At 37.7% G+C, this 12401-nt stretch carries 12 protein-coding genes; 5 read left to right on the forward strand and 7 right to left on the reverse strand.

Going from position 1 to position 12401, the window contains the following annotated elements; translation table 11 throughout:
* The first annotated feature begins 14 nt into the window (after positions 1–14).
* On the forward strand, positions 15–1022 hold the full coding sequence (thiB, locus tag O1Q81_RS05695; RefSeq protein WP_386696451.1) for a thiamine ABC transporter substrate binding subunit: 1008 nt from the start codon (positions 15–17) through the stop codon (positions 1020–1022).
* The gene (thiP, locus tag O1Q81_RS05700; protein WP_386696453.1) at positions 998–2665 is read left to right on the forward strand and encodes a thiamine/thiamine pyrophosphate ABC transporter permease ThiP; all 1668 of its coding nucleotides are present in this window, start codon (positions 998–1000) and stop codon (positions 2663–2665) included. The genes thiB and thiP overlap by 25 nt, the downstream gene beginning before the upstream one ends.
* A 45-nt stretch (positions 2666–2710) precedes the next feature.
* Here thiP and O1Q81_RS05705 read toward each other — a convergent pair whose 3' ends face one another.
* Positions 2711–4675 carry an LTA synthase family protein gene (locus O1Q81_RS05705; RefSeq protein ID WP_386693700.1) on the reverse strand — a complete coding sequence of 655 codons (1965 nt, stop codon included), beginning with the start codon at positions 4673–4675 and terminating at the stop codon, positions 2711–2713.
* A gap of 116 nt (positions 4676–4791) precedes the next feature.
* The gene (adk, locus tag O1Q81_RS05710) at positions 4792–5436 is read right to left on the reverse strand and encodes an adenylate kinase (RefSeq protein WP_386685836.1); all 645 of its coding nucleotides are present in this window, start codon (positions 5434–5436) and stop codon (positions 4792–4794) included.
* 165 nt (positions 5437–5601) lie between these two features.
* Between adk and O1Q81_RS05715 the strand changes: the two genes are divergently transcribed.
* The 3 genes from O1Q81_RS05715 to O1Q81_RS05725 are packed head-to-tail and all read left to right on the forward strand — an operon-like array spanning position 5602 to position 6976.
* Positions 5602–6180 (forward strand): VOC family protein, encoded by a 579-nt coding sequence (locus O1Q81_RS05715; RefSeq protein ID WP_386696455.1) that lies wholly within the window; start codon positions 5602–5604, stop codon positions 6178–6180.
* Positions 6181–6495: a hypothetical protein gene (locus tag O1Q81_RS05720; RefSeq protein WP_386696457.1), complete on the forward strand. Its 315-nt coding sequence runs from the start codon at positions 6181–6183 to the stop codon at positions 6493–6495.
* A 16-nt stretch (positions 6496–6511) separates the two neighbouring features.
* Positions 6512–6976, forward strand: a complete 465-nt coding sequence (locus O1Q81_RS05725; protein ID WP_386696459.1) for a glycine zipper 2TM domain-containing protein — start codon at positions 6512–6514, stop codon at positions 6974–6976.
* 63 nt (positions 6977–7039) lie between these two features.
* Here O1Q81_RS05725 and O1Q81_RS05730 read toward each other — a convergent pair whose 3' ends face one another.
* The 5 genes from O1Q81_RS05730 to O1Q81_RS05750 all read right to left on the reverse strand — a co-directional run bounded on the left by O1Q81_RS05730 (position 7040) and on the right by O1Q81_RS05750 (position 12401).
* A complete protein-coding gene (locus O1Q81_RS05730; RefSeq protein ID WP_386696461.1) occupies positions 7040–7933 on the reverse strand; it encodes a DUF808 domain-containing protein in 894 nt (297 codons plus the stop codon).
* Positions 7934–7945: 12 nt separating this feature from the next.
* On the reverse strand, positions 7946–9706 hold the full coding sequence (ycaO, locus tag O1Q81_RS05735; protein WP_386696463.1) for a 30S ribosomal protein S12 methylthiotransferase accessory factor YcaO: 1761 nt from the start codon (positions 9704–9706) through the stop codon (positions 7946–7948).
* A 247-nt stretch (positions 9707–9953) separates the two neighbouring features.
* Positions 9954–11717, reverse strand: a complete 1764-nt coding sequence (locus O1Q81_RS05740) for an ABC transporter ATP-binding protein/permease (protein ID WP_386696465.1) — start codon at positions 11715–11717, stop codon at positions 9954–9956.
* Between the two features lie 20 nt (positions 11718–11737).
* Positions 11738–12097: a helix-turn-helix domain-containing protein gene (locus O1Q81_RS05745; RefSeq protein WP_386692847.1), complete on the reverse strand. Its 360-nt coding sequence runs from the start codon at positions 12095–12097 to the stop codon at positions 11738–11740.
* Entirely contained in the window at positions 12087–12401 is a 315-nt protein-coding gene (locus O1Q81_RS05750; RefSeq protein WP_386696467.1) for a DNA-binding protein, read from the reverse strand. Before O1Q81_RS05750 ends, O1Q81_RS05745 begins: the two co-directional genes overlap by 11 nt.

The following is a 12401-nucleotide window of genomic DNA, read 5'->3' on the forward strand; positions in this document are numbered from 1 at the left end:
TTAAAGGATTTTTTATGTCTAAATTAAAAACACTTTCTTTTTTCACCGCACTTTCCACTATTTCAACCGCTGTGTTTGCAGCTCCGCAGACTGTCAATATTTATACCGAAGAATTTTTTGGTGCAGACTGGGGACCAGGCAATGAAGTGAAACAATTATTTGAACAAGCTAATTCACAATGTGCAGTGAGTTATCAAGTATTTGATAATCGCAATACCATGTTTAACCGTTTACGTTTAGAGGGTAAAAAAACCGTTGCCGACGTTGTTATTGGGTTGGATAATTTCCAAAAAGAAGCAGCTTACCAAAGTGGATTGTTCGCCAAAACTCAGGTGGATTTAACCGCACTTTCCTTGCCTTTTGAATGGCAAGATCAAACTTTCATTCCTTATGAATTTGGACAATTTGCGTTTATTTATGATAAAACCAAATTAACCAATCCGCCAAAAACCTTAAAAGAATTAGTTGAACGCCAAGATTTACGTGTGATTTATCAAGATCCACGCACTAGCAGTATGGGACGTGGTTTTTTGGTGTGGTTAAACTTAGCTTATCCTCAACAACAAACCGAGCAAGCATGGAAAACCTTAGCCAAACATACAGTTACCGTTGGCAAGGGTTGGACTGAAACTTACGGGGCATTTTTGAAAGGGGAATCGGATCTTGTGTTTAGCCATAGCACATCACCGATTTATCATTTATTGAAAGATAAAACTGATCAATATGTTGCCACGGATTTTACCGATGGTGCAGTTTATCAAGTGGATACCATTGCTAAAATTAATAAACCACAGGTGAATGAATGTGCCGATAAATTTATCCAATTTATGGTAAGTCCGCAAGCTCAACAGGTGCTGATTCCCAAAAATGTCATGCTTTCTGTGAGTTCAGCAAAAATTGAACCGCACTTTGATGCGTTAAAAGCTCATCAGTTTAATGTTCAAGCTTTAGATACAGAAAAAGTAAGCAATGAAAATATCAAAAGCTGGACGGAAAAATGGCAAGCGGTGTTAAGTCAATAGGATTGCCGTCTATTTTTGCTCAATATAAACAAATAGGTCGCCAGTTAAAATGGCGACATTATGTGGCTGGGCTATTGGTGTTGGGTTTGTTATTTAGCCTATATATCAATAGTTTATTTGCCGTATTTAGCTTCGGGAATGAAAATTCAGATGGTCATTTATGGCAAGGACTATGGCATGCTTTAGTGCAAAATAGCTATGTTCGGCAAGTCGTATATTTTAGCTTTTGGCAAGCTGGCTTATCGGCATTGTTATCGGTATTCTTCGGTTGGTTGTTTGCTCGAGCGTTTTTTTATCAATCTTTTTGGGGGAAATCTTGGCTATTGCGAATTTTCTCGCTGACCTTTGTATTGCCGTCTTTAGTGGCGGTGTTCGGTATTTTAGGTGTGTATGGGGCATCAGGTTGGTTAGCTCAACTATGTGCAAGGTTGGGCATAGCTTGGCGACCTGATATTTATGGTTTAAGCGGTATTTTAATTGCTCATCTTTTCTTCAATATCCCCCTTGCAATGCGAATGTTTTTACAAGTCTATCAGGCTATTCCTGTCCAACAGCATCAATTATCCGCTCAATTAGGCATTCGTGGTTGGCAGTTTGTTCGTTGGATTGAATTACCTTATTTACGTCAGCAGATTTTACCTACTTTTGTGCTGATTTTTATGCTTTGCTTTACCAGTTTTGCGATTGTACTGGTACTGGGCGGTGGACCCAAATACACGACTTTGGAAGTGGCGATCTATCAAGCTATTGTATTTGATTTTGATTTAGCTAAATCCGCTCAATTTGCGACTTTGCAATTTGTCTGTTTTTTTGTGTTATTTGCGTTAAGTAGTGTGTTAGGTCGTACATCAGAAAGTCAACTAAATCAATCGGTTTGCTGGTTCGCCAAACAATCAACTGCGGTGAAAATTGAACAAGTTTTTTGTTTAATTCTATTATCTATTTTTCTACTCTTACCCCTGTTAAACACCTTGCTAAGTGCGGTCTTTTCCAACGCCATTTTTTCTGTTTGGCAACAATCTGCCTTATGGCAAGCAATGGCATATTCCTTTACGATTGCCCCATTATCAGCCTTGCTGGCGTTGATGTTGGCGGTCGGTTTATTATTAGCATCACGTCGGTTACATTGGCAAGGGCTACACCGAATGTCAAACGCTATTATTAATATCACGATGGTTATTCTGGCGGTGCCAATGTTAATGTTAGCCACGGGTTTATTTTTGTGGCTAAAAGACTGGCAATTTTCCACCGTACAATTATTTGTGTTGATTATTTTATGCAACGCTGTGCTGGCTTTACCTTTTGTTATCCGCATTTTGGCAGTGCCAATGCAAAATAACTTGACCTACTACGAACGCCTTTGTCAATCGTTAGGGATTACTGGCTGGACTCGTTTTAAATTGATCGAATGGCAAGCCTTGAGCCAACCAGTGAAATATGCGTTTGCTTTGGCAAGTTGTTTGTCTTTGGGCGATTTCACTGCCATAGCGTTATTTGGCAATCAAGATTTTAGTTCTTTACCTTATTTATTGTATCAACAGTTAGGCAGTTATCGAGGGGAACAAGGGGCGGTGACAGCATTAGTGTTGTTAGTGAGTTGTTTTTTGGTATTTAGTGTGGTGGAAAATACCAAACAATCATAATGATCAATACCCTGAACTAGTGCAGGGTATTGATCTCATATATTTTTACTTCTTACTATCTCCAAGTTGATACAAACGTTGTTTATAAGCATAGCTTCCCCACAGGGAATAGGCTAACGCTTGTTTTTTCATTTCATCATTACCCTCAATAGCAGTTAATGTTTTGCTGTCTGGTGAATAAACATAACTTTCTGCTGGTTTGCCTTGTTGTAAAATCACAGTTTCTAACTGATTATTTTGCATTCGCATATAACCAAAGGTTTTGTCGTATTGCATTAAAGCACGATTGGGATCTTCTGGACGAGTGAGATCGTAGCCTAGCATCGGATAATTAGCACTGATACCAATTAGTGATAAAAGTGTAGTCGGCATATCAATTTGGCTGACTAAGCGAGGATCACGTCTTGCTTCAATATCCTTACCTAAAATTAACGCTGGAATATGGAAATGTTGCACTGGCACTAACGCCGCTCCGCCTACACGAGAATCGTGATCAGCAATGATTAAGAAAATCGTATCATTCCAATAATCGGATTGTTTGGCTAAATCAAAGAACAACCCTGTGGCAAAATCTGCATATTTGGCAGCATTATTTCTGGTGGCTTGTGGTTGTTCATACAAGTCAATTTTACCCACTGGAAATTCAAAAGGATCGTGATTGCTTGAGGTAAACACTAAGCTAAAGAATGGTTTGCCTTGTTGATGTAATTGATTAAAGGTGTCGTTGGCTTTATTAAACAAATCTTCATCACTTACGCCCCAAGTAGCGGTAAAATGTGGATTAACATAATCTTTTTCATCAATAATTTGCTGGAAACCGTTGCCATAGAAAAAGCTCGCCATATTATCAAAATGTTTTTCACCGCCGTAAATAAAGGATGTGTGATAGCCTTGTTTACTTAATAATTCAGCGATAGTGAAAAAGCCTTGCTGACTACCTGGTAATTTCACTACAGAACGAGCTGGGGTTGGCGTAAATCCTGCGGTGACGGCTTCAATTCCACGCACTGAACGTGTACCCGTGGCATACAGATTTTCAAATAACCAACCTTGTTTGGCGAGTTCATCAATTTTCGGTGAAAGTGGTTTTCCGCCTAACGTACCGATAAATTGTGCCCCTAAACTTTCTTCCAAGATAATCACCAAGTTTTTTGGTTTACCTTGATAACTGGCTTGATTTTGACTTAGGGTTGGTAATTCTGTTGAAATATAGTCAGATTCAGGACGATTACGCACGGCTTTTAAGGTACTAATCACTTCATCTAACGGCATTTTTCCGTAAATTTCCGCTGCATTGCCTTCATCTTTCATTTGTTGAATTGCAAAGAGTAGAGAATAGCCAGAGCTTAATACCAACGAATTAACTAAAGGATCGGGTGAGAAAGCTACCATCGCAGGATTAATGCCGCGGTGTTCTAAACTAGATCTTGCACCTAAAAAGGTGATACCACCAATTAATAAAAAGACGAGTGGTCGAGTGATTAATTGATTGTGCCATTTAGGATAAATGATATTTTTAAAGGCGTTATTTGCTAGTTTCCAGAATAAAAAAGCACAAAGTGCGGTTAAAATTGGGGCAGAAATTAATGCCGCTAAGTGTCCATTCCATAACATGGTGAACACTTCTTTGGGGTTGACCAAGTATTCTACAAATAAACGATTAGGACGAAGATCATAAGTATTGATAAAAGCAGGGGTTGCAAATTCCATAAAGAGCAGGAATGTACTTTCTATGACTAAGCCAATTTTTATCACACTTTGGATGAATTGCCCAAATTTATTTTTACCCGTAAAGAATATGCTTAAGATGATTAATGGTGAAAATAACCAACATAGAGCAGAGATGTCAATTCGAATACCATTTAAGAAAAGTTGAACCCAGTTACTAAACTCGCCAATACGTTCACTTTGCCATAAGGAAAGCCCTAATCGGCTGATAGATAACAGTATTAAATTGACAATAAAAAAGATAAAAAGAGGATAGATTGGACCTGATAAGCGTTTGAACATAATATATTCCTTGTTAACTATATCCCATGGTTTGAATAAAAATAATAATCAAGAGCCATTATTAGCATAAAAAAGAGTGCAAAATTGATTGATCTGCACTCTTTTTATATTGTCGATTAAGATAAGATTTTATCTAATTCCGCACTCACTTCTTCTACTTTTTTAGTACCGTCTAAACGGAAGTATTTAGTATCGCTAGATTTTGCTTCTGCTTGGTAGTAATCCACTAATGGTTTAGTAGTGTTGTGATAGACCTTTAAACGGTCTAATACCGTTTCTGGTTTATCATCTGCACGGATAATTAAATCTTCACCCGTAATGTCATCTTTTCCCTCTACTTTTGGCGGGTTATAAACCACGTGATAAGTTCGACCTGAGGCTTGGTGAACACGGCGACCACTCATCCGTTCAACGATCACCTCATCTGGCACATCAAATTCTAAAACATAATCAATACTAATACCGACCGATTTTAACGCATCGGCTTGTGGAATAGTGCGAGGGAAACCGTCTAATAGGAAACCTTTTTCACAGTCTTTTTGTGCAACACGATTTTTTACTAAAGCAATAATTAAATCATCTGGTACTAATTGACCAGCGTCCATTAAGGTTTTAGCTTGTTTACCTAAATCTGTACCAGCTTTAATGGCTGCTCGTAACATATCGCCAGTCGAAATTTGTGGAATACCGAATTTATTCATAATAAATTGAGCTTGTGTTCCTTTCCCTGCACCTGGTGCACCTAGTAAAATAATTTTCATAATATTCTCCAATAATAAAAAATAGTAAAATTTTAAGACGATATACCTTACATCTGTCTTTTAGTAAGTTCAAGTATTATAAGGTAAATTTGTATATTATCTTAGCCATAATTGTTATATTATGGCAAATTGTTTATGTTTTACTCTTATTTAGAGGTGCTAACTATGTCTTCTGCTTTATTTTCCTACTCTGATCTGACCACATTGGCTGAATTTGAACATTTTCAACAAAAAATTAGTCAGCTAGCTCAAGTGATGGGGATAGATTTAATGAAATATGAAATTGATCATCTGGCAGTACGAGTAAATAGTGATAAAAATGTTAAAAATTGGTTGGCGTTATTAATGAAGTTCGGTACAATTCTAAGCGACAATATTGTTAACGACAGGAGAATTTATTTAATACAATTAAATGAACCGTTAATATTATTAGGGAAATCAGTGGATATTGTCGAATTACCGTTTCCTAAAAATAAATGTTATCCATTGGAATCGTGGGAACATATTGAGATTGTTATACCATTTGAGGAAGATGAAAGTGTTTCACAATGGTTAAGCCGTCTTGAAAAAAATTTTTTATGGAACAAATTAACAACGCTTAGTGTTAAAGTGAGTGTACCAAAAGTTGATGGTGAACGATTACCAAATCCATCAATCGCCGTAAGTTTTGCTGATAAAAGTGAGAATTCCGTGTGCATTAAGGTTCATCCCTATAACATTAAGAATATTATTGAGGTTTGGTGAATGAAAAAATTTACTTTAGCATTAGCAATATTTGCACTGGGATTATCTGCTTGTTCAAGCAAATTTGATGATAATTCTTACAAAGGAACTATCTTATCTAGTCAATATGCAGGTGATGACTTAAAATTAACTGTAAGAAAGGATAACTGTGAAGGTAATAAGCATCAAGAGGTAGCTGAAACAGTTACAGAAGTAGTACAATATGATTCAGATATAGTGACTGGTTCTTGCATCCGAGTATATGAAGATAGAGTAGATAATATTTCTCGCTCTGAATCACGTTCTTGGGTATCAAGAGTTGGTATCGTTCTATAAATAAAGGTTAATTAACATGAAAAAAATTACATTAGCATTAGCAATTCTTACCGTTGTCGGCGTGACGGGTTGTGCTAATACAGATATCTATAGTGGTGATGTGTATTCAGGAAATCAATCAAAAGAAGCACGTTCAATTAGCTATGGTACTATCGTTTCTGCTCGTTCTGTTAAAATTCAAGCAGATAATCAAGGTGTGCTTGGTACAGTAGGTGGTGGTGTGCTTGGCGGTGTTGCTGGTTCTACTATTGGTGGCGGTAGAGGTCAAGTGTTAGCAAGTGCGGTTGGTGCGGTTGCTGGTGCTGTAATCGGTAGCAAGGTCGAAGAAAAAGCAACTCAGGTTGACTCTTTAGAAATTACTATTAAGAAAGATGATGGTAACGAAATCGTTGTTGTGCAAAAATACGATGAGAAGTTAACTAAAGCAGGTACTCGAGTTCGCATTGTTGGCGGTTCAAGTCTAAATGTTTCTGCTTTGTAATTAGATGTTGTGAATAAAAAAGCCCTTTGAGAATAAGTCAAAGGGTTTTTTATTTAAGTTAATTTACTCGCTTTGAACGGAATTTTTACTAAATAACGCAATTAAAGGTAATAAAATTGCACAACTAATAGCACCGATTAGAATACCAATGAATAAATCAACTAAAAAAGAAAAATAACTATTAATTTGTAGGCTTTCAATAAAGTGGTGTAATACGGGTAAATAATGCACAAAAATCCCACCGCCCACTAAAAACATGGCGATCACTCCAATCACTGATAAGGATTTCATAAACCAAGGCATAAAAAACAGTAAAAACTTACCAATTTGCTGTGCTACGGTGTTTTCTTTCTGGATTAACCACAAACCAATATCATCTAATTTTACGATGAAAGCAACTAATCCATATACAAAAACCGTAATGCCAATACCTACTGCTAATAATGTCAATATTTTAGGTAATAATTCAGCTTCTTGAATTGAACCTAAGGCAATAATGATTATTTCTGCGGAGAGAATAAAATCCGTTTTAATTGCACCTCTGATTCTATCTGTTTCATTACTATTGTTGCTATTACTAGTTTCTAAAGTGCGGTCTAAATCATTATGATTTTTATGCAAAAATTTATGGACTAATTTTTCCATGCCTTCAAAGCATAAATAAGCACCGCCGATCATTAACAGAATATTAATAAATGAGGGTAAATATATAGCAAATAATAAGGCTATGGGAATCAGAATAAATTTATTCCATAGTGATCCTTTTGCCACCGACCACACGATCGGCAATTCTCGACTCGCCGCAATGTCTTTTCCGCTTACTTGGTTAGCGTTTAAGGTTAGATCATCGCTGATCACTCCAACCGTTTTCTTGGCTGCGACTTTGGTCATTAACGCTACATCATCTAATACCGATGCAATATCATCGAGTAAGGTAAATAAGGAACTAAATGCCATTTTTTCTCCTATTTACTTCCAATTTTCTTTTTTAGCTTTTTGTAATTTAGCATAAGCAGCAAGTAATTTTTGATGTGCTGCAAATTTTTGTAAATGTTCATCATCTGCCAATAAATCATAGAACGGATTACCACCATTTACCGCTTTCCACGCAAAATCCACCGTACTTTTACCGTACATTTTCTCAAACACTTCCCGATATTGTTCAGGTTCACGATCTTCATCAAGGAATAACTCTATACTGCTGATTAAGCAACGATAGTAGTTGGCACGTTCTGGTGTGAACACGGAGCTGTTCATATTGTATGCCCAATTCGCCCAGTCTAATGCCAATTCCAAATCACCTAAAGCGAGATAAAGCATTGATTTTAATTCACCCACACGTAAGGTCGTCCAACCTGATTTTGGTGGTGGCACAATACCGATAAATTCACGCACACGGGTAGCGTCATCAATGCCTTGCTCGTCTAATTCGTCCAATAATTCTTGATAAGTATCTGCATCGTGGTGGAAGTGCGGTAAATCTAACAGGATTTCACGCCAGTCCATACCCATATTATTATTAGCGTATATTAAATCGTCCACAGGGTAAATATCCGACATTGACGGCACGATAATACGGCAAGCATACACATCTAAATGATTGTAATCCATAATATAAACTTCTTTGCCGTCCGCATTAAAGATAGACATTAGATTATGATATTCTTGTTCTGTGCTACCCGAAAAATCCCAATGCACAAACGGATAATCCGCTTGTTGTTTAAATAAATCCCACGAAATTAAACCGCTCGAATCAATAAAGTGCGTTTCTAAATTGGCATGTTCTGCTACATCATCATTATTAAAAGACGGGGGAGTAAACACGTCTAAATCTTTTAAGCTACGCCCTTGCAACAATTCCGTCACCGTCCGCTCAAATGCCACTTGGAAATTTGGGTGAGCCCCAAAGGAAGCAAAACAAGTACCATTGTTAGGATTAAGCAGAATCACACAAATGACAGGGTATTTTCCCCCTAATGAAGCATCGTAGGCTAAAATCGGAAAACCTTCCTGTTCTAATTTTTCAATAGAGGCTTGAATAGTCGGATATTGAGCAATCACTTCCGTTGGGATTTTCGGTAAACTAATGGCTTCTGCAATAATGCGATTTTTTACATAACGTTCGAAGACTTCCGATAAGCCTTGTACACGAGCTTCATTCTTAGTGTTACCTGCCGACATACCGTTGGATACATACAGATTAGCAATAATGCTTTGCGGAATATACACGGTTTGTTGATCCGATTGACGAATATAAGGCATCGCTACGATACCACGATCATAATTATCTGATTGCAGATCCACTAATAATTCAGGGGTTAATTCTCCCTCAGGATCGTAATAACCGAGCAAATAATCATCTAAAATGCCTTCTGGCAATAAATCCTCATCATCAATTTCAAACCATTTTTCAGTTGGGTAATGAACGAACTCGCCGTTGGCAATATCTTGTCCTAAATAATAATCCGCAAAGAAATAGTTCGTGGAAAGACGTTCAAAATATTCGCCTAACGCTGATGCCAATGCGGCTTTTTGGCTCGCACCTTTGCCGTTAGAAAAACATTGTGGACAATCACGATCTCGAATATGCACCGACCACACATTCGGCACAGGATTAAGCCAAGAGGCTTCTTCAATATTGAAACCAAGTGCGGTTAATTTTTGTTGAAATTTTGCGATACTGTCTTCAAGGGCAGCATCTTTGCCTAGGATAAAGGTTTGTTCTGTCATAAGAGCTTCCTGTTTTAAATAAATTGGTGGGGTTGCCCCCCTTCGCCCTTTGGGCACTTCCCCACGCAAGCAGGGGGAAGGAAATCGCTTCTTTTTTGTCATTTCAAGAGAATGACAACTCTTTGTCTCTTCGTCCATCTGGTATTTCTCCCTGCAAGTAAGGGGAAGGATATATGAGAAATTTTCGCTCCCCCTGCTTGCGGGGGGAGCTGTCCGCAGGACTGAGGGGGGCTATTGCAGAATATCATCAAATTCGGCATAACCCCAAATCAAACACCTTATTATGAAATTGGTGTAGTGTACCACGATGTCCAATACTTAACACAATCATATTCGGTAGTTTTTCACGAATTTTGCGGTACAGAATATATTCGGTCGGCTCATCAAGGGCGGAGGTGGTTTCATCTAAAAACACAATGTTCGGCTTGGTCAGGAAAATACGAATAAATGCCACCCGTTGTAATTCCCCAGGGGAAAGGGTAGCTTGCCAGTCGTTTTCTTGATCCAATGCATGAATATAATTGCGTAGACGGCATTTTTCCATATATAGCTCTAAATCAGCATGGTGAGGATCTATATTCGGATAACAAATTGCCTGACGTAATGTGCCTTGTGGCATATAAGGGCGTTGCGGTAAAAACAGTACATTGGCATTACAAGGGCGTTCGCAATAACCAAAAGTTTCAAAGGGATAGATCCCTGCAATGGCTTTCAATAAAGTGGTTTTACCCGCTCCAGACGGTCCTTGAATTAACAGTGCATCACCTGCATTAAGCTCTAAATTGACTTGTTGTAACAAGACTTCGCCGTGCTGATCTTTTAAACCGAAATCTTTTAATTTAATGCCTAAACCACATTCTATTGGTTGAATAATCTGTTGTTTATCAAGCTGATCTAAGGTAAACATAAAATCATACAAACGGTTTAAGCGTGCTTGATACAGGGTGAATTGTTCATAAAATAAACGGAAAAATGACAATGCACGCATTAAACGGTTAAAGGCTTGCACGGTTTGGTGCATATCGCCTAAGGTGGCAAGCCCTGCAAAAAAGCGAGGGGCTTGTAGCATTAAAGGTAAAATCATGGCAAATTGAGTAACACCCGTATTAAAGCCATCTAAACCCAACATACGGCGAACTATCGTCCAACGGTTTTGAATAATTTGGTTAAATTTGGCTTTTAAATGGGAATATTCCTGTGTTTCGCCGTCATAGAATGCGATACTTTCTGCATTATCGCGTACCCGAATTAAGGAATAACGATAATCCCCAGCGTATTTTTCTTTGGCATAATTTAATTTGATTAACGGATAACCAATCCATACGGACATTGCCGTGGCGAGGATAATAAAAGTATAAATAAAAAATACGGTTCCTTTGGGAATTTCAATGCCAAATAAGGGAAGTAAGCCAGATAGTCCCCACAAAATGACGGTAAACTCAATAATCGCTACGATTGATCCGATCATGCCGTCTAACAGTTCTACTGTTCCTGTAATAAATTCGCGAGCATCTTGTTCAATACGTTGGTCGATATTATCGGGTAAATTTTTTTCATATTTAATTCGATAGTAGTTTTTATATTGTAACCAGCGATGGAGCATTTCTTCGTTCATTTTTTCCAGCCAACGAATTTCAAATACTTGACGGACGAGATAATTCAAAATGGAATGGATAATTTTAAAACCTACCAGCATGGCGTTTAACAAGGCAAAAAACCAGAAAGCATCGGCTTTTTTGTCTTGTAATGAGCTATATAATCCGTTGTAAAAGAAAGAGTTGAGTACGCTAATACGAACTTCTAATAGGATAAAAATGAGGAGCAACAGTATCAAACTCATCATTTTGAACTGGTTGCTATTTTGTATGCAAGGCTTTGTGATCAACCAGAATTTTTTTCCAAAGGCGGTTTTCCGCAATAAAAGTGCGGTGCAAAATAATCCTAAATTTAACCAAAAGAGAGTGGTGAGAAGCCAACTAAAACTGTTATTTAATTCTGTTTGCCAGTTCATAAAATATTTTTAGAAATTGATTAGTGTAAATCTAATACGAGTTCTGGGTGCTTATTCAATAAAGATAACAACGTTGCAGCCGCACCACTCGGACGGCGTAGCCCTTGTTCCCATGAGCGTAATGTATTCACAGAAATCCCCAATTTTTCAGCAAATTTATGTTGGGAAAGTCCTACTTTGGTGCGAGTTTCCACAATGGGGGAGATGGCAATTTCCGTCTGACGAGCATATTTCCCTCGTTTCACTTCGGATAAAGCCTGTGTCAAGCTTTCACGCAACTGTTCCATCTCAGGATCATCAGCAATGACAGCATTCACCATCGTTTCGATATTCCAATTTTGGCTTTTTTGTTGTAATGTTTGGCTAATATTATTGTTCATTTTTTATTCCTTTCAAGTGTTTCATTTCTTGTTGAGATAAATTTTCTTTTTCATTTTTCGTATAAATATCAAGAGCAACAATCAGACCATCATCAAGCAGATTAAAATAAATTACTCTTGCGCCTCCACGTTTTCCGTGTCCATTAGCCTGCCAACGCACTTTTCTTAATCCTGCCGATTTGGGTATCACGTCACCTATAAGCGGATTATTTGATAAAAAACTCAAAAATTCCAGTCGCTCATCACGAGTCCAAATGCGATCTACTTTGGATTTAAATATTTCGGTTTCAACGATAGTGTACAT

This window comes from Lonepinella sp. MS14436 (assembly GCF_042470565.1).
GTDB lineage: Bacteria > Pseudomonadota > Gammaproteobacteria > Enterobacterales > Pasteurellaceae > Lonepinella.